The sequence below is a fragment of the Celeribacter neptunius genome (genome assembly GCF_900113955.1).
Classification (GTDB): Bacteria; Pseudomonadota; Alphaproteobacteria; order Rhodobacterales; family Rhodobacteraceae; genus Celeribacter; species Celeribacter neptunius.
The window spans coordinates 219,395-237,957 of record NZ_FORH01000008.1; the positions used below are offsets into that span (position 1 = coordinate 219,395).

Consider the following 18,563-nt stretch of genomic DNA (forward strand, 5'->3'; position numbering starts at 1 on the left):
CTTGCGTATGCCGGAAAAAACGTTACACATGCAAGAAATTGAATATTAGGCGGATGCCTAATCACAGACAGAGGTCCACATGCACCGCACGCTTTTGCTTTCGATGATGCTCCTGCCCGGGTCGCTCCTGGTCGGCGCGCCCGCCTTTTCTGACACGATGACGATCACGCCCACGGTGGTGACCGAATGGAAACCGATCTATGCCGAGGTGGAGACCCGCGATCAGGTTCCCTCGCGGGCCCGGATCGGCGGCACCATTACGGCGCTTGATGTCACCGAGGGCGATATGGTCGAGGCCGGCCAGCGCGTGGCGCTGATCGAGGACACCAAGCTCTTGTTCCAGATCGAGGGGATCGATGCCCAGCTCGACGCCTATGGCTCGCAGTTGGTGAAGGCGCAGGACGATCTGACGCGTGGCGAATCTCTGGCCGAGCGCGGAGTGATTTCGAGCGCCAGCCTGCAGGCGCTGCAAACCAATGTGACCGTGCTCGAAGGCCAGATCACCTCGCTCCAGTCCGAGCGCCAGGTGGTATCGCGGCAGATCGAGGAGGGCGAGGTGCTCGCCGCCGAGGCCGGGATGGTGCTCGATGTGCCCGTCTCCAAGGGCGCGGTGATCATGGCCGGGGAACAGGTGGCGATGGTCGGGGCCGGTGGCACCTATCTGCGTCTGGGCGTCTCCGAACGCTATGCCGACAATCTCAATGAGGGCGACACGATCGAGATCTCCGAAGGCGCCGGTGTCATCGAGGGCCGGCTCGCGAAGATCTACCCGTTGATCCAGAGCGGCCGGGTCGAGGCCGATGTCGAAGTCGAGGGGCTGAGCTCGCGCTTCGTCGGCCGCCGGGTGCAGGTGCGCCTGCCGGTCGGGACCTATGAGGCGCTGATGGTGCCGCAATCCGCGCTGACCCAGTCGGGCGGTCTGGACTTTCTGATGGTCGAGGCCGATGGCCACACCACCGAACATGTGGTGGTGCCGGGCAATACGCGCCTCGTCGACGGCATCCCCTATGTTGAAATCCTGAGCGGGCTCGAAGCCGGCGATGTGGTGGTGACCTCCCATGAATAATCCGCACGGACCGACGGGTGCGCTCGGCATTGCCGGGCGTCTGACCCGCGCTTTCATCCTTTCCCCTCTCACCCCGCTGTTCCTGCTGGCGGCTCTGGCCGTGGGGCTCATCGCCCTTGGTGCCCTGCCGCGCGAAGAGGAGCCGCAAATCTCCGTGCCGTTGGTCGACATCCATGTCAGCACCGCCGGTCTCAAGGCCCAGGACGCGGTCAAGCTGGTGACCGAACCACTGGAGACCATCGTCAAGGGCATCGATCAGGTCGAACATGTCTATTCCGACAGTCGCGACGACCATGTCATGGTCACCGCGCGGTTTGACGTGGGCGTGCCCTCCGAGACCGCCATCGTGCGGGTGCGCGACAAGATCCTCGCCAATCTCGACCGGCTGCCCGTGGGCATTCCCGAACCGCTGGTGGTCGGGCGCGGCATCAATGACGTGGCGATCGTGGCGCTGACCTTCACCCCCGCCGAGGGCAACACGGAAATGACCTCGGCCGATCTCACCCGGGTGGTGAAAGAGGTCGAGGTGCGTCTGGCCCGGATCGAGAACGTCGGCCTGACCTATGTCATCGGCGGCTCGGAAGAGGCGCTTCGGATCGCACCGGACCCGGAAAAACTGGCGCTTTACGGCATCACCCTGCAACAGTTGGCCGGCAAGGTCCAAGGCGCGAATTCTGCGGCGCCCACCGGGTTGGTGCGCGATGGTGGCGAGCAGATCGGCCTGATCGTCGGCAAGACGCTGACCACGCCGGAAGAAATCGGCAATCTCGAACTGACCGCGCGTGACGGGCGCACCGTCTATCTGCGCGACGTCGCCGATGTCGCCTTTGTTTCCGATCTCGATGAGCATCACGTGGCGAACCTGACCCGCGCCGGGGCGGACGCCGGCCATGGGGCCGCTGCGGAGGTTGACCTCACCGCGCCGGTGATCCGCCGTCCGGCGGTGACGCTGGCGATTGCCAAACGGGCCGGCGCCAACGCGGTGGTCGTGGCCGAAGAGGTGCTGCACCGGGTCGAGACCATGCAGGGCGAGATCATTCCCGACAGCGTTTCCGTCGAAGTCACCCGTGACTATGGCGAGACGGCGAATGAGAAAGCCAACGAGCTGTTGTTCCACCTGGCGCTTGCCACCGTGTCGATCATCGTGCTCGTGCTCTTTGCCATTGGCTGGCGCGAGGCCATCGTGGTCGCCATCGTCATCCCGGTGACCATCCTGCTGACGCTGTTCGCCTCTTACATGATGGGCTACACGCTCAACCGGGTGTCGCTCTTTGCGCTGATCTTCTCGATCGGGATTCTGGTCGATGATGCCATCGTGGTGATCGAGAACATCGCCCGGCACTGGGGGCTCAAACGCCCGGGACAGAACCGTTTCGGGGCTGCCATCGCGGCCGTGGCCGAGGTCGGCAACCCGACCATCGTGGCCACGCTCACCGTCGTGGTGGCGCTGCTGCCGATGCTGTTTGTCTCCGGTCTGATGGGGCCCTATATGTCGCCGATCCCGGCGAATGCCTCGGCGGCGATGATCTTTTCCTTCTTCGTGGCGGTGATGATTACGCCCTGGCTGATGCTGAAGATCGCCGGGCGTGCCGAGCTGCACCACGATGATGAGGAAGGCACCCCGGGCGGCAAGCTCGGCAAGCTCTACACGAAGATCGCGGCGCCGATCCTGCGCTCGAAAGGTGTGGCCTGGATCTTCCTCTTGGCGGTGATCGTGCTGTCCTTCGGCTCGCTGGGCGCGCTCTACACCAAGGACGTGACGGTCAAGCTTCTGCCGTTCGACAACAAATCCGAGCTGGCGATCATGCTCGACCTGCCCGAGGGCTCGTCGGTCGAGGCCACGGACGCCATCGCCCAGGAGGCCGGACGGCTGGCCATGACCATGCCGGAGGTGGTGTCGGCGCAGACCCATGCGGGCACCGCTGCGGCTTTCAACTTCAACGGATTGGTGCGGCATTACTACCTGCGCGAAAACCCGGAAATGGGGGAGGTGCAACTCAAGCTCCTGCCCAAGGGCGAGCGCGATCGTACCTCGCATGAGATCGCGCTTGAGCTGCGCGAGCGCCTGCTCGAAGGCATCTCTGTGCCGCCGGGCACTGCGATGAAAGTGGTCGAACCGCCGCCCGGACCGCCGGTGATCTCGACGCTTCTGGCCGAGATCTACGGGCCGGATGGCGAGACCCGCCGCGCGGTTGCCGAGAAGGTGCGCGAGGCCTTCGAGAGCGTCGATTTCATCGTCGATACCGATGACAACTACGGTGTGCAGGCGCGTCGCCTGCGGGCGGAGATGAAGCCTTCGGATCTGAACTTCTACAATGTTCAGGAGGCCGATGCCGCCCAGACGCTGCAGCTTTTGAACAGCTACAGCACGGTGGGCTATTCGCATCGCGGCGAAGGCCGTCGTCCGATCCCGATCGTCATCGGTCGTGACAAGTCCGACCGGGTGATGGACGCTGCCGCGCTGTCGACGCCGGTGCCGGCCAATGCCCTGCCGGGCGGCCGCGGCGTGGTCGAGCTGGGCGATGTGGTGCAGATCACCGAGGAGAAGACCTCTTTCCCGATCTTCCGTCACAACGGCTATGACGCGGTGATGGTTCAGGGCGAGCTGGCCGGGGCCTATGAGGCGCCGCTCTACGGTATGATCGCCGTGGGGGACAAGCTCGACGAGATGGATTGGCCGGAGGGCATGAAGCCGGAAATCTCGCTGCATGGTCAGCCGACCGACACCGCAACGCCGACGCTGTTGTGGGATGGTGAATGGGAAGTCACCTGGGTCACCTTCCGCGACATGGGGGCGGCCTTCGGTGTGGCGCTTCTGGGGATCTATATCCTCGTGGTGGCCCAGTTCGGCTCTTTCCGCCTGCCGCTGGTGATCCTGACGCCGGTGCCGCTGACCTTCCTGGGCATCATGATCGGGCATTGGCTGTTCAATGCGCCATTCTCGGCGCCGTCGATGATCGGGTTCATCGCGCTGGCCGGGATCATCGTGCGGAACTCGATTCTCTTGGTCGATTTCATCCGCAATGCCGATGACGAGGGCAAGGTGACGGTGGAGATCCTGTTGGAGGCGGGCGCGACCCGGTTCAAACCGATCCTGCTGACCGCGATTGCGGCGATGATCGGCGCGGCGGTGATCCTTGCCGACCCGATCTTTCAGGGTCTGGCGCTGTCCTTGTTCTTCGGGCTCCTGTCCTCGACCGCGCTGACGGTTCTGGTGATCCCGGCGATCTACCGCATTTTCAAGATGTGAGCCGATCGCTACCTGAAAACGCGAAAGGGGAGCGCATGGCGCTCCCCTTTTTCATGATGAGATCCGGATCGGATGCGGCCTCAGGCGCTGCGGGCCAGGGCCGTCGGCGCGGTTGCGCTTTCGATCGCCCGGGCCGAGGCCGAGCCCTGTTCGAGCGAGAAGAACTCGAGATCGTGTTCCATGTTGGTGATGGAGCCGCGCAGGGTCACCGTGGCGGCATTGGTTTCTTCCGACATGGCGGCGTTTTGCTGGGTGGTCTGATCGAGCTGGTTCATCGCCGAGCTCAATTGCGCCAGACCGGTGGCCTGTTCCGTGGTCGAGGTCGCGACCTGGGCGATGCCCTCATGGATATGTTCGGCCACATCGCGAATGCGCGCCAGCGCCGAGCCGGCTTCGCGCACGAGGCTGACCCCGCCCGCGACCTGCTGGCTTGACGTGTCGATCAGCGTCGCGATCTCGCGGGCCGCATCCGAGGAGCGCTGGGCCAGGGCCCGGACCTCGGACGCGACGACGGCAAAGCCGCGCCCCGCTTCGCCGGCCCGCGCCGCCTCGACCCCGGCATTGAGCGCCAGAAGATTGGTCTGGAAGGCGATATCGTCGATCACCGAAGTGATCGAAGCGACCTGTTTCGAGGAGCTTTCGATTTCATCCATGGCGCTGATCGCGCGCACCACCACCTCATCGGCCTGCATCGTGTGCGACCGCGCTTCGCCGGACTGGGCCTGTACATGGGTGGCCGTATCGGCGACGCCCTTGACCGAGGCCAGAAGCTCATCCAATGCCGCGGCGCTTTCCTCGAGCGTGGCGGCCTGATGTTCCGTGCGTCTCGCCAGATCATCGGTGGCCTGTTCGATGGCCTCGGATTCGCTCTTGAGGATCAGGGCCCCGTCGGTGATCCCGCCGACAATGTCGCGCAGTTTCAGGACGGTGGTATTGAAGCTCTGGCGAATGGCGTCGAATTCGCCCAAATTCCTGTTGAGCTGGATCGAGAGGTCGCCCCCCGAGAGCGCCCCAAGCCCGGTCATCAACGTGTCGACCGTCTGGCGGTAGACCGTGGTGTCGACCGCGAATTTGACGATCTTGACCACCTCGCCGGCGGCGTTCTTGATCGGGTTGTAGCTGGCGCGGATGCTGACACGTTTGCCGCCCTTGCCGATCCGTTCATATTCGTCGCTCAATGCTTCGCCGGTCCGCAGGCGCTGCCAGAAATCCGCGTATTCCCGGGATTGCGCGAGCGCGGGGTCGACGAATATGCGGTGATGCTTGCCGAGAATCTCGGCTTCGCTATAGCCGAGAATGTCGCAGAAATTGCGGTTGGCCCTGAGCACCGTGCCATCGGGGGCGAATTCGATCACGCCCTGGACTTTCTGAATCGCATCGAGCTGGCCGCGGGCATCGGCCTCGAGATTCTTGGCATCGGTGATGTCGAAGGCATATTTGACGACCTTGAAGGGCCGGCCCTCGGGATCGATCAGGGTTTCATAGGTGGCCTCGAGCCAGATCGTGTCACCGTTCTTGGCGGTGCGCCGTACCTGCCCCTTTTCGGAAGAGCCCTTTTTCAACCGGGCCCAGAGATCTCGGTACTCCTGCGTTTCGGCCAGGTCCTTCGGCATGAATATCCGGTGGTGCTTGCCGCGGATCTCCTCGAGCGTATAGCCGGTGGCCTTCAGGAACAGATCATTGGCATGCAGGATCTGACCGTCGAGGTCGAATTCGATAAAGGCCATCGAACGGCGGATGGCATCCTCTTTCGAGCGATTGTCGCGTCGTTTCAGATGCATACGCGAGATTTCCCGGCCGATGATATAGATCGCCGTGACCTTGCCTTCCTTATCCTTGAACGGGCTGTAGGTGGCGCTGAACCAAAACTCTTCACCGGCCTTGTTCAGCCGCGGCACGATCCCCTTGCGGGTCTCGCCGGCGAGAATGCGTCCCCAATGCGCGCGGGCTTCCGCATGGTCTTTCGGGCGGATGAAAAAGGTATAATCCTTCCCCAGAACCTCCTCGGATCCATATCCGGTCACCTCACAGAACAGATCGTTGACCGTGACAATCTTGCCCTCGGGGTCACAGGTGAGGATGAGATGCGTGTCCTCGAGCACCTGTTCGAGGGGCGAGGCAGGGCTGCGTTTGTCGGCAGATGCACGAGATTTGAAGAGCTTAGAAAACATCCGGGACTGGTCCTGTAAAGCGAAAGTCCGGAAGAGTGTAAGGGGCGCGCCTTACCGATTGGTTTATTGGCTGCGAAAACGAAAAGGGCGCCCTGAGGCGCCCTGTCCATATTCTCGGATGTAAAGTTCTCAGCCGATGATGGCGTTCAGCGTCGCCGACGGGCGCATGATCGAGGCGATCTTGGCCGGGTCGGCGTGGTAGTAACCGCCCATATCGGCGGGATCACCTTCAGCCGCTTTCAGCTCTTCGAGGATCACGGCTTCCTTTTCGACCAGCTCTTTGGCGATCGGCGCGAAATGGGCGGCGAGATCGGTGTCATCACCCTGGGCGGCCAGTGCCTCGGCCCAGTAGCGGGCGAACCAGTAATGCGAGGAACGGTTGTCGTTCTGGCCGACCTTGCGCTCCGGCGACTTGTTCTCAAGAAGCAGCTTCTGGGTGGCAACCTCGACGGCGGCGCCCAGCACGGCGGCTTTCGGGCGCGATTTGGTGGCGAGGAAGTTGTAGCTTTCGCCCAGAGCGCAGAATTCGCCAAGGCTGTCCCAGCGCAGGTGGTTCTCTTCCTGAACCTGCTGCACGTGCTTGGGCGCGGAGCCACCGGCACCGGTCTCGAACAACCCGCCGCCGTTCATCAGCTTGACGATGGAGAGCATCTTGGCCGAGGTGCCAAGCTCGAGGATCGGGAACAGGTCGGTGAGGTAGTCACGCAGGACGTTGCCGGTGATGGTCACGACGTTCTTGCCCTTGCGCATCTCTTCCCAGGAGAAACGGGTCGCCGCGCGCGGGTCCATGATCGGGATGTCCTTGCGGGCTTCCTTGAGGGCCGGGGCGACATATTTGATCAGCTCGGCGTCATGGGCACGGTTCTTGTCGAGCCAGAAGGCGCCGGTGCCTTCGACGTCGAACCGTTCGATGCCGGTTTTGATCCAGTCGAGGATCGGGGCTTTCTTGGCGGTGCAGCTCCGCCAGATGTCGCCGGCTTCCACCTCGTTCGACAGCAGAACCTCGCCAGAGGCCAGCACGATGGAGACGGTGCCGTCGGCGGGCACTTCGAACGTGGTCGGGTGGGAGCCGTATTCCTCGGCTTTCTGCGCCATCAACCCGACGTTGGAGACGGCGCCACAGGTGGTGACGTCGAGCGTGCCGGTCTCTTTGAAATATTCCACGGTCTCGTCATAGACGCAGGCGTAGGAATTGTCCGGGATGCAGCATTTGGTGTCGGCGGCCTTGCCATCCGGACCCCAGCCGATGCCACCGGCCTTGATCACGGCGGGCATGGAGGCGTCGATGATCACATCCGAGGGCACGTGCAGGTTGGTGATGCCGCGGTCCGAGTCGACCATGTACATGGCCGGTTTCGCGGCCAGCGCGGCCTTGAGATCGGCTTCCATCTCGGCATTGCCGGCGATGAGCTTTTCGAGCGCGCCGATGCCCGAATTCGGGTTGAAATCGAGCTTGTCGCCATGTTTGGCGAGGAAGTCTTCGAGATAGACGGAGACGAAATGGCCGAAGATGATCGGGTCGGAGACCTTCATCATCGTGGCTTTCAGATGCACGGAGAACAGCACGCCCGGCTCCATGCTGGCGATCTCGGCCTTGATGTAGGCCCGCAGCGCCTTGGCGGAGAGGAAGGTCGCGTCGACGATCTCGCCTTCGAGATAGGAGAGCCCGTCTTTCAGAACCGTCTCGCTGCCGTCCTTGGCGGTGAAGACGATCTTGGCGGCGCCGGCCTGAGCGGCGGTCACGGTGGCGGCTTTCTCATTGGCGAAGAAATCATTGCCCGGCATGGCGGCGACGGTGGTCTTCGAGGTGGATTTCCACTCGCCCATGCGATGCGGATTGGCTTTCGCGTATTCTTTCACGGCCTTGGCGGAGCGACGATCCGAGTTGCCTTCGCGCAGCACCGGGTTCACGGCGGAACCTTTGACGGTGTCGTATTTGGCGCGCACGGCTTTCTCTTCGTCGGTTTGCGGATCGGCGGGGTAGGCCGGGATCGGGTAGCCCTGGGACTGCAGTTCCTTGATCGCGGCTTCGAGCTGCGGCACCGACGCCGAGATGTTCGGCAGTTTGATCACGTTAGCGTCCGGGGTCTTCACCAGTTGGCCAAGCTCGGCGAGATCGTCGGAGACGCGCTGTTCTTCGGAGAGGAGATCCGGGAAGAGGGCCAGGATACGGCCGGCCAGCGAAATGTCGCGAGTCTCGACATTGATGCCGGCAGCCTTGGAGAAGCTGTCGATGATCGGCAGGAGCGAGCCACGGGCGAGCTCGGGGGCTTCGTCCACGATGGTGTAGATAATGTCGGGTGTTTTGTCGGCCATGGGGTCCTCCGGTTTAACGAATCCAGCTCAGGGTCGGACCCTGATTGGGTTGCATGTCAGGCTTGGCAAAGCGCGTAGCCCAGGCGGGCGCGCAAGTCAATGTGTGCCACTGTATACCGTGCTCTTTGGCGGCGCTTTGTCACTGTTGCCGCTACCAGAGACGGGGAGAGGGCGAAGGCCCCGAGGCGTCCAACGTGATCTGCGCAAGGCGAGGGGATTTTGAACCCTCCGGGGACAAGCGACTTGGTGCGATACGCGCCGTGGCCAGCCCGCCGGGACATCGTGAAAGGCGGGGTTATCGACCAAGCGGCAAAAGAAAATGATCAAAAACTAGGCGTCTGCGTATTTGATGAACGATTGCCGCAGCGCAAAAGCGCGAATCTGATTGTCGCGGCGATTTCCGCGGCTCTAAATTCATCTCATGAGCGAGACGAACATTTTCGATGAAATGTGGGGTCGCGACGAGGCTCTTCGCGCACCTTACAATGAATTTCAGAGCTGGTTTCAGGGCGAAGACCTGAAGCGGCTCCGGGCAAAGCAGCGCGAGGCGGAAGAAGTGTTCCGGCTCACGGGGATCACCTTCAACGTCTATGGGCGGAGCGAGGCCGAAGAGCGGCTCATCCCCTTTGACATCATTCCGCGGATCATTTCAGGCCGGGAATGGCAGAAGCTCTGCAAGGGCATCGAACAGCGGGTGCGGGCGATCAACGCCTTTTTGCATGACATCTACAACCGTCAGGAGATCATCAAGGCCGGGCGTCTGCCGCTCGAGATGATCACCAAGAACGAGGCCTTCCTGCCGCAGATGATCGGCATGACGCCGCCGGGCGGGATCTACACCCATATCGTCGGTGTCGATCTGGTGCGCACCGGGCCGGATCAGTTCTACGTGCTCGAAGACAATGCGCGCACGCCCTCGGGCGTGTCCTACATGCTCGAGAACCGCGAGACCATGTTGCAGATGTTCCCGGAGCTGTTCTCGCGCAACCGGGTGCAGCCGGTGCAGAATTACCCGGCCAATCTGCGGCGCTCCTTGGCCGCCTGCGCGCCCAATCGCTGCGAGGGCAAGCCCACTGTGGGCGTGCTGACCCCGGGGATTTATAATTCCGCCTATTTCGAACACGCCTTCCTCGCCGATCAGATGGGGGTCGAGCTGGTCGAGGGCCACGATCTGCGTGTCATCGACGGCAAGGTCGCGATGCGCACCACCCAGGGCTACAAGGCGGTCGATGTGCTCTATCGCCGGATCGATGACGATTTCCTCGATCCGCTGAATTTCAACCCGGAAAGCGCGCTGGGCGTGCCGGGGATCATGGATGTCTACCGCTCCGGCGGCATCACCATCGCCAATGCGCCGGGCACCGGCATTGCCGATGACAAGGCGATCTACAGCTACATGCCCGATATCGTCGAATTCTACACCGGTGAGAAAGCCATTCTCGAAAACGTGCCGACCTGGCGCTGTTCCGAGCCCGACAGCCTCGCCTATGTGCTCGACAACCTGGCCGATCTGGTGGTCAAGGAAGTCCATGGCTCCGGCGGGTACGGCATGCTGATCGGCCCGACCGCGACGAAGAAGGAGATCGAGGAATTCCGCAGGAAGCTCAAGGCCCGGCCCGGCAATTATATCGCCCAGCCGACCCTGTCCTTGTCCACCGTGCCGATCTTTACCAAATCCGGGCTGGCGCCGCGTCATGTCGATCTCAGACCCTTTGTCCTGTGTTCGCCCGAGGGGATCGATATCACCCCGGGCGGCCTCACCCGCGTGGCCTTGGAAAAAGGCTCGCTGGTGGTGAACTCGTCGCAGGGCGGCGGGACCAAGGATACATGGGTACTGGAGGACTGACGCGATGCTCGGCAAAACCGCAAATGGCCTCTACTGGATGTTCCGCTATCTGGAACGGGCCGAAAATACCTCTCGCCTTGTCGAAACCGGTCAGCGCATCGGCCTGACCCGGCTGGGTCAGGATGACGATGAATGGGGCTCGGTGATGCAATCGGCCTCTGTGCTGAATGGCTATAATGCCTCTCATGACGAGGTGACGAAAGACGCGGCGATCGACTGGATGCTGCGCTCAAAGGACAACCCGGCGTCGGTGCTCTCGACGATTTCGGAAGCCCGGCAGAACGCCCGCATGGTGCGCACGGCTCTGACCCATGAGGTCTGGGAGGCGATGAACGGCTGTTACATGGCCGCCAGGGAGGCGCTGGCGCGCAAGGTCTCGGAACGCGATCTGCCGGCGGTCCTGGGCCTCATCCGACAACGCACGGCGCTGGTGCGCGGCGCCACCCATGGCACGATGCTGCGCAACGACATCTATAATTTCGTCCGCATCGGCACCTTTCTCGAACGCGCCGATGCCACCGGGCGCATCCTGGACGTGAAATATTACGTGCTCCTGCCCTCGGCCATGGCGGTCGGCTCCTCGATCGACAATGTGCATTGGGAAACCATCCTGCGTTCGGTCTCGGCCCGCGGCGGCTTCCGCATGGCCTATGGCTCTCAGGTCAACGCCCATGACATCGCGCAATTCCTGATCCTTGATCGGCGGATGCCGCGCTCGCTGAATTTCTGCGCCACCAAGATCCATGCCAACCTGCGCCATCTGGCGACGGATTACGGCACCGAGCCGCAGTCGCTGGTGATGTCGCAGACGCTGGTCGATCGTTTCCTGAAACATGATATCGACTCGGTTTTCGACTATGGTCTGCATGAATATATCCAGACCGTGTTGAGCACCCTTGGCCGGCTCGGCGGTCAGATCGAAAAAGACTACCGGTTCTACGAGTGAGCGACATGCGTCTCCATATTCGACATACGACCAAATATTCCTTTGAAAACCCCGTGACCTACGGGCTGCAACAGCTGCGCAAGACGCCGAAGAGCGATCATGGGCAAGAGGTGATTGCCTGGCAGACTTCGGTGATTGGCGGGCAAAAGGAGCTTTCCTATCACGACCACATGAACAATCTGGTCGAGCTGATTTCCTTTGAACGCGACGCCACCGAGCTCACCGTGTCCTGCGAAGGTACGGTCGAGATTGCCGAGACCCATGGCGTGGTCGGTCAGCACCGCGGGCCGTCGCCCTTGTGGCTCTTCGACAAGGTGACGCCGCTCACCAAACCGGGGGCGGGCGTGCGGGCCCTGATCAAACAGGTCGAGGGCGACAGCGAGCTTGACCGTTTGCATGCGCTCTCGCGTGCGGTGGGCGCCGCGATCAAATATGAGATCGGCGCCTCGCACCCGGAATGGAGCGCAGAGGAGGCCCTCAGCGAAGGCAAGGGCGTCTGTCAGGACCACGCCCATGCCTTTATCGCCTGTGCCCGCGAGATGGGATTCCCGGCGCGCTATGTCTCCGGCTATCTGATGATGGATGACCGGCAGCTGCAGGACGCCACGCATGCCTGGGCCGAGGCGCATGTGCGCGGGCTCGGTTGGGTCGGTTTCGACGTTTCCAACGAAATTTGCCCGGATCAGCGCTATGTCAGGGTCGCAACGGGGCTGGACTATACGGATGCTGCCCCTGTAACAGGGACGCGATATGGCGGCGAGGGCGAGACTCTCTCCGTCGAGATCGAAGTGGTGCAGCAACAACAATAAGGGCTGGCGCAAATGACCTATTGCGTGGGCATGATGCTCGATAAGGGCCTCGTCATGATGTCGGACACCCGGACCAATGCCGGTGTCGACAATATTTCCACCTTCAAGAAGATGTTCACCTGGGAGGTCCCGGGCGAACGTATTCTGACGGTGATGACGGCGGGCAATCTGGCGACGACGCAGGCACTTGTGTCTTTGCTCGACGAGCGCACCAAGGCGCCCGAGGACCGCGAGCCCTCGATCCTTTCGGCGCCTTCGATGTTTCAGGTCGCGCGTCAGGTGGCCAAGACGCTGAAATCGGTGATCGCCACCCATGCCGACGAAGGCCAGCGTGCCGACAGCGCTTTCAATGCCACGGTGCTTCTGGGCGGTCAGATCAAGGGCTCGCCGCCGCGTCTCTTCCTGATCTATCCCGAGGGCAATTTCATCGAGGCGGGGGCGGAGACCCCGTTCTTCCAGATCGGCGAGACCAAATACGGCAAGCCCATTCTGGTGCGCGCCTATGATCCGGAGATGTCCTTTGAGGAGGCGGTGAAGCTGATGCTCGTGTCCTTCGACAGCACGGTGAAGGCGAACCTCTCCGTCGGTCTGCCGTTCGATCTGCAGGTCATCGAGCGCGACACCTACAAGGTGGCGCAACAGTGCCGGATTGCCGCGGACGATCCCTATTATCTCGAGATTTCAACGAGCTGGGGCGAGGCTTTGAAATCGGCGATGGACAGCCTGCCGAGTTTCAAATTCTGACGCCTCAGGGTGTCGCGCTATGGCGTTTCCAGACTCAGGTTCGGCTTCGGCATGAGCCCCGGCTGCAACCCGCGTTCCACGTAATCCCAGGTCGCCATGGCGATCATTGCGGCATTGTCGGTGGCCCATTTCATCGGCGGCAGGCAGAGCTCTACGCCATGTTTTGCGGCCACCTTGCCCATCGCGTCGCGCAATTGCGGTGAGGCGGCGACACCGCCGACGATCACCAGAGAGCGGGGTTTGCACGCGTCCAGCGCCCGATCCGCCTTGGCCGCCAGAACATCCATGCAGGCCGCGACGAAAGAGGCGGACATGTCCTCGACCGAGACTTCGGGGTGTTTTTCGATATGCCGGGCGACCGAGGATTTGAGACCGGAGAATGAAAACTCATAGGCCTCGTTCTTCATCGGCCGGGGCAGGCGCAAGACCGGCTGACCGGCCTTGGCCGCCTTGTCGATGGCAGGTCCGCCGGGCATGCCGAGCCCGAGCATCCGCGCCACCTTGTCATAGCTTTCGCCCACCGAGTCGTCCCGCGTCGACCCCAGAAGCCGGTAGGACCAGGCGTCCTTGAGCTCCGCGATCAACGTATGCCCGCCGGAGACCAGCATGATCACCGCCGGGAATTCCGTCCGACCGCTTTCGAGCGCGACGGAACGGATGTGACCGCGCAGGTGGTTGACGCCATAGGCCGGCACATCCCACGCCATGGACAGCGCTTCCGCCGTGGAGAGGCCAACGAGAAGCGAGCCGATCAGGCCGGGTCCCCGGGTGACGCCGATGGCGGTGAGGTCTGCGGGCGTGACCGAGGCCTCTTCCATGACGCCCTGAACCGTCGGCAGAATCGCCTCGAGATGGGCGCGTGAGGCCAGTTCCGGGTAGACCCCGCCGAAGGCCTCGTGGATCTCGAATTGCGACACCGTCCGGATCGCCGCGACATGGCCCGCACGGTCGACCAGCGCCACCGATGTGTCGTCGCAAGAGGTCTCGATGCCGAGGATCAACCCGCTCATACCAGAACCTCCCGAATTTCCGCATCGGTCACCACCCCGTGGCGTTCGATCCGCACCGGTTCCAGCGTACAATTGACGATGGTCGAGGGGGCCGGGGCGGCGCCCTTGCCCGGCACGGTCAGGTCCGGCGTGCCTTCGAGCTGCGCGCGCGCCTCATCGGTGGTTGCCGGCGTGACGGCGCCGGAGCGATTGGCGGATGTGACCATCAAAGGCCCGGCAAGCCGCAAGGCCTCAAGCAGCAGCGCATTGTCGGGAATGCGGATGGCGATCTCGGACCGGTCCATGAGCCAGCCGGGCGCGCGCATCGGGTCGAGCGCAAGCACCAGCGTCAGCGCGCCGGGCACATAGGCGCTGTTCAAAAGTTTGACCGCAGGCGCGGGGATCACCGCGCCAAGCCCGGCAATCTGCTCCACCCCGGCGACCATGATCGGCAGGTTCTTGTCGCGCGGGCGTTGTTTCAGTTCGTAAATGCGATCCACGGCTGTGGTGTGCGCGGGCGACGCGGCCAGGCCAAGCACCGTATCCGTGGGCATCAGCACCACGCCGCCCTCGGCGAGGGTCTTGGCAATCTGCTCTGCGGACACACTCATTCCAGCACCTCGACAATCGGCCAGGCCCGGGCCTCCGGCGCGGGCGTCGGGGCCGCCAAAGCCAGCTTGAGCATGGTTTCCATCGCGGCCATATTGGTCACGGGCGATGCGTGGCCCTCAACTTCGATATTCCCGGCGAGATCGTAATCATCCATGTTTTGGATCTGCTCTAAAGCAGATTTTTCCAGACAATGTTCGTAATGTACGAGCTTTCCGCCCGTCGCGTCAGGCTCATAGATCCCGAAATGCACATGCGGGCGCGCCGCGCGGCGCAGGATCGCGACGGGTTTCGCACTGCCATTCGAATGTCCGGCGACCTCGGCGCCCAACAGCTTGAACGCGGGCAGGGCCAGAATCGGAAGAGACAGGGCGAACCCCAGAGCATTGGCAAAAGCGGCGGCGGTGCGGGTGACGCCCAGCCCGCCGGGACCGATGTCGCAGGCGATGAGGCTGAGATCATTCAACTCGGCCCCGATTTCGCTCAACCCTGTCTCCAAGAGCATGCGATAGTCGCGCGAGCCGGCCAGCGCCTCAACCGTCGAACTGTCGAAGATAATCGCATCGCCGCGCCCGAGCGCCAGCGCGGGCACGCCGTTCGAGGCTTGAAGCAACAGGGTGATAGATGTGCCGGTCGTCATGCGAGCGCCTCCAGAACCTGGGTCCAGCGTGGCGCATCAGAGGTGAGCGTCAGGACCCGCGCAGTCTCTTCCTCACCGAACCCGATGCGGATCGACAGAGGGGCGTCGAAATAGCCTTCGATCCGCTCGCCCCATTCGATGACGGAAATCCCGGTCTCGAGATAGTCTTCCAGCCCGAGGTGATAGAATTCCTGCGCGCCTTTCAATCGATAAGCATCGACATGCAACAGCGGGCCCTTGGGGGTCTCGTAGATATTGGCAATCGTATAGGTCGGGCTGGTCACCGCCTCGTCACAGCCCATTGCGCGCACGAGCGCGCGGGTGAATGTGGTCTTGCCGGCCGCCAATGCGCCGTCGAGCAACACCACATCGCCGGCGCGCAAATGCTCCGCCAGCGCGGAGGCGATCCGCGCCGTGTCGTCTTCGCTCGCAACTGTGATGTGCTTTTCCGCCACGTTCCCTGCCACCGTCGGCCCGTTCAATTCCCCTGCGATTTAGGCCAATCGGCGGCAAAGGTCCATGCCCTGCGGGCGAGGGGCGCCCGGTCTCAACTCCAGTCTCAGCTCCGGCCTCAGCTTTCGGTGTCGAGCCAGATCGTCACCGGGCCGTCATTCACCAGCGAGACTTTCATATCGGCGCCGAATATGCCGTTCTCACTGGGCACGCCCTCGGCCACCAGCCGTTCTGTGAAATACTCGTAGAGCTCCTTGCCGCGATCCGGCGCGGCGGCGGTGGAGAAACCGGGGCGATTGCCCTTGGTCTCGGCGGCGAGCGTGAACTGGCTGACCACCAATGCGGTGCCGCCAATGTCGCGGACCGAGAGGTTCATCTTGTCCGCCTCGTCCTTGAAAATCCGCATCTTGGCAATCTTGGCCGCGAGCTTGTCGGCCTGGGCCTCGCCGTCCTCGCGCATGGCGCAGACCAGCACCAGAAGCCCCGGGCCGCTTTGCCCGACCACCTCGCCATCGACCTTCACCGCGGCTTCGGAAATTCGTTGGATGAGGGCGCGCATGTAGGGGCTCCGTCTTAGGTCAGTTCGTGATCCCAGGGCGGGTTGGCGCCGGCGCGGCTGACGGTCACGGCGGCGGCTTTCGCCCCAAGGGAGAGCGCCGATGCGAGGGTTTCCGCGTCGAGCTCTGCCAGTGCCTGTTTGGTCAATTTTCCCGCCCGTTGCAACCCGGCCAGAAGCCCGGCGTTGAACGTGTCGCCGGCGCCGACGGTGTCGACCACCTCGACGCGTTCGGCCTTGATATGGGTGGTGCCATGGGCGGTGACGCCCTTGACGCCTTCGGAGCCCATGGTGAGGCAGACCAGCTTGACGCCCTTCGCGAGAAGCGCCGCGATATGGGCGTCGATGTCGCCATCGCCCATCAGCCAGAGAAGGTCCTCGTCAGAGACTTTGACGATATCGGCATGCGCCAGCATATGTTCGATCCGTGCACGATACCGGGCTTCGTCCTTGATGAACCCGGGGCGAATGTTCGGGTCGATCATGGTGACGCGGGTGGCGGAGGCGCGCACGAACAGGCTCTCATAGGCCGCGCCGCAGGGCTCGACCGGCAGCGAGATGCCGCCACAGAACAGCGCCTCGACCGTGTCGGGCAGGGCGGGCAGATCGGCCTCGGAGAGCATCCGCCCGGCGGTGTTCTCGTCATAGAAGGCGTAGGTGGCGTGGCCATCGACCAGCTTGACGAAGGCGACGGTACAGGGGCGATCCTTGGTCACCGCGAGTTCCGTGTTCACATGGCTCTCGGCAAGTTTTTCCTTGAGCAATTCGCCAAAGAAATCCGTCGAAAACCCGGTGAAGAACCCGGTTTCGGCGCCCAGTCGGCTGAGCGCCACGGCGGTGTTGAACACCGCGCCGCCGGCGTAAGGCGCATAGGCGTCTTCGCCCAGCGTGGTGGTGCGGGGCAGCATGTCGATCAGGGCTTCGCCAGCGCAGAGGATCATCGGTGTCTCCTATCGTCAGATTGCCCCGTTTGTAGGGCTGATAGCGCTATCATATCAAGAAGAATCCGCTCAGTAGCCCTGCTGGTTCATCGCCACGAAATATCCGACGACAGCGGCAACGATCAGGCCGAGGATCACGGCAAAGGCAATCTTGACCGCGGAATAGGGGCGTTCGCCCTGGACCTGTCCGGTGCGGCCGTTGACGACGAAACGGTAGCTCTTGCCGCGAAACTTGTAGGCGGCGGTCCAGACCGGCAGGAGGATGTGCTTATAGGTGATGTCGCCGTAGCGCGGGGTCATCTGATGGATGCGCTGGCGATCGCCCCCGATGTCGAATTTGATATCGCGGGTGATGACCCGCTCCATCTGATCGCGGGCATGGGAAAACCCGCCATCGAGCGAGACGGTATAGGATTCGGCGCGATAGCCGGCGAGATAATCGGGGATATAGGGCTCGAGCGCAGCCAGATCCCAGGGCGCAAGCCCGCTGACATATTTGACCGGCAAGGCGGAGCTGGCAACGACCAGCACATCGTCGAAAAACCGCGCGACCTGGCCACGGACGCGGCGCCATTTGGTCCGGCGGCGGCGCTGGGTTTTACCGTTGACCTGTACGGTGGTGTAATAGTCCGTGCCGCGCTCGCCGGAATACTCCGTTTCGGTCTGGGCGTCGAAGGTCCAATATGGCATGTAGATGCCGTTCAGCTTGCGCCCCTTGCGGGCATATTGCTTGAGCGCGTTGGGCGCGAACCAGAGCTGTCCGAGCCAGTCGTTCATCGCCTGATGGGCGCGTTCTTCGGACATGGCAAAGGGCAGCACGCCCTGCGGCTTGATCTGACGATGCGCGCCGGTGTCGGTGACCACGGGGGTCGCGCAATAGGGGCATTCCGTGGCGTGGACCGTGTCGTCGAGCGTGAGCCGCGCGCCGCAATTGGGGCAGGTGGTGGTGCGCACCTCTTCGGTGACCGGCGCGGTCTCCGGGGCGCCCTCGAGGGCGAGCTGAAACAGGTCACCGTGATGCAGATGGCCGGGGGCGCGGGCGGCGTCGAAATCCATTTCGCGCGGCGGCATGGCGCCGCCGGTCTCGATGGTCTCATGGGCGCCGCAATGGGTGCAGACAAGATCGCCCCGCTCCGGATCGAAACGCATGTCCGCCCCACAGGCGGTACAGGGGAAACGATGGTCGTCCGAAAGGGCGGAGTTCTTTTCGTTCGGAGCCATTTTTAC

General features: G+C 62.9%; 15 protein-coding genes. 6 read left to right on the top strand and 9 right to left on the bottom strand.

What is annotated here, in order from left to right; all coding sequences use genetic code 11:
* Nucleotides 1-79: 79 nt before the first annotated feature.
* Entirely contained in the window at nt 80-1,066 is a 987-nt protein-coding gene (locus BM151_RS18370; protein WP_090062225.1) for an efflux RND transporter periplasmic adaptor subunit, read from the top strand.
* Nucleotides 1,059-4,316, top strand: a complete 3,258-nt coding sequence (locus BM151_RS18375) for an efflux RND transporter permease subunit (RefSeq protein ID WP_090062228.1) — start codon at nt 1,059-1,061, stop codon at nt 4,314-4,316. Before BM151_RS18370 ends, BM151_RS18375 begins: the two co-directional genes overlap by 8 nt.
* Nucleotides 4,317-4,396: 80 nt before the next feature.
* Here the strand turns inward: BM151_RS18375 and BM151_RS18380 are convergent, their stop codons facing one another.
* Together BM151_RS18380 and BM151_RS18385 are read right to left on the bottom strand one after the other, a co-directional pair.
* The gene (locus tag BM151_RS18380; protein ID WP_090062230.1) at nt 4,397-6,487 is read right to left on the bottom strand and encodes a methyl-accepting chemotaxis protein; all 2,091 of its coding nucleotides are present in this window, start codon (nt 6,485-6,487) and stop codon (nt 4,397-4,399) included.
* A 129-nt stretch (nt 6,488-6,616) separates the two neighbouring features.
* Nucleotides 6,617-8,803, bottom strand: coding sequence for an NADP-dependent isocitrate dehydrogenase (locus BM151_RS18385; RefSeq protein ID WP_090062232.1), 2,187 nt, complete (start codon nt 8,801-8,803; stop codon nt 6,617-6,619).
* A 421-nt stretch (nt 8,804-9,224) separates the two neighbouring features.
* On the opposite strand from BM151_RS18385, the gene BM151_RS18390 reads away from it, so the two are divergent.
* Genes BM151_RS18390 through BM151_RS18405 form a run of 4 tightly spaced genes read left to right on the top strand, consistent with a single transcriptional unit; the run spans nt 9,225 to nt 13,148 of the window.
* Complete coding sequence (locus BM151_RS18390; RefSeq protein ID WP_090062235.1) at nt 9,225-10,649, top strand: circularly permuted type 2 ATP-grasp protein; 1,425 nt, start codon at nt 9,225-9,227, stop codon at nt 10,647-10,649.
* Nucleotides 10,650-10,653: 4 nt separating this feature from the next.
* Nucleotides 10,654-11,595 carry an alpha-E domain-containing protein gene (locus BM151_RS18395; protein WP_090062238.1) on the top strand — a complete coding sequence of 314 codons (942 nt, stop codon included), beginning with the start codon at nt 10,654-10,656 and terminating at the stop codon, nt 11,593-11,595.
* 5 nt (nt 11,596-11,600) lie between these two features.
* The gene (locus BM151_RS18400; RefSeq protein ID WP_090062241.1) at nt 11,601-12,404 is read left to right on the top strand and encodes a transglutaminase family protein; all 804 of its coding nucleotides are present in this window, start codon (nt 11,601-11,603) and stop codon (nt 12,402-12,404) included.
* Nucleotides 12,405-12,416: 12 nt separating this feature from the next.
* Nucleotides 12,417-13,148, top strand: coding sequence for a proteasome-type protease (locus BM151_RS18405; protein ID WP_090062244.1), 732 nt, complete (start codon nt 12,417-12,419; stop codon nt 13,146-13,148).
* Between the two features lie 17 nt (nt 13,149-13,165).
* Here BM151_RS18405 and tsaD read toward each other — a convergent pair whose 3' ends face one another.
* The 7 genes from tsaD to BM151_RS18440 form a co-directional block, all read right to left on the bottom strand.
* The gene (tsaD, locus tag BM151_RS18410) at nt 13,166-14,158 is read right to left on the bottom strand and encodes a tRNA (adenosine(37)-N6)-threonylcarbamoyltransferase complex transferase subunit TsaD (protein ID WP_090062246.1); all 993 of its coding nucleotides are present in this window, start codon (nt 14,156-14,158) and stop codon (nt 13,166-13,168) included.
* Nucleotides 14,155-14,748, bottom strand: coding sequence for an L-threonylcarbamoyladenylate synthase (locus BM151_RS18415; protein WP_090062248.1), 594 nt, complete (start codon nt 14,746-14,748; stop codon nt 14,155-14,157). The genes tsaD and BM151_RS18415 overlap by 4 nt, the downstream gene beginning before the upstream one ends.
* Nucleotides 14,745-15,386 (bottom strand): hypothetical protein, encoded by a 642-nt coding sequence (locus BM151_RS18420; RefSeq protein ID WP_090062251.1) that lies wholly within the window; start codon nt 15,384-15,386, stop codon nt 14,745-14,747. The genes BM151_RS18415 and BM151_RS18420 overlap by 4 nt, the downstream gene beginning before the upstream one ends.
* Nucleotides 15,383-15,853, bottom strand: a complete 471-nt coding sequence (tsaE, locus tag BM151_RS18425; RefSeq protein ID WP_177213214.1) for a tRNA (adenosine(37)-N6)-threonylcarbamoyltransferase complex ATPase subunit type 1 TsaE — start codon at nt 15,851-15,853, stop codon at nt 15,383-15,385. Before tsaE ends, BM151_RS18420 begins: the two co-directional genes overlap by 4 nt.
* A gap of 104 nt (nt 15,854-15,957) precedes the next feature.
* Nucleotides 15,958-16,398, bottom strand: a complete 441-nt coding sequence (dtd, locus tag BM151_RS18430; RefSeq protein WP_090062257.1) for a D-aminoacyl-tRNA deacylase — start codon at nt 16,396-16,398, stop codon at nt 15,958-15,960.
* 14 nt (nt 16,399-16,412) lie between these two features.
* The gene (locus BM151_RS18435; protein WP_090062261.1) at nt 16,413-17,336 is read right to left on the bottom strand and encodes a carbohydrate kinase family protein; all 924 of its coding nucleotides are present in this window, start codon (nt 17,334-17,336) and stop codon (nt 16,413-16,415) included.
* A gap of 69 nt (nt 17,337-17,405) precedes the next feature.
* A complete protein-coding gene (locus BM151_RS18440) occupies nt 17,406-18,557 on the bottom strand; it encodes a TFIIB-type zinc ribbon-containing protein (RefSeq protein ID WP_090062263.1) in 1,152 nt (383 codons plus the stop codon).
* Between the last annotated feature and the right edge of the window lie 6 nt (nt 18,558-18,563).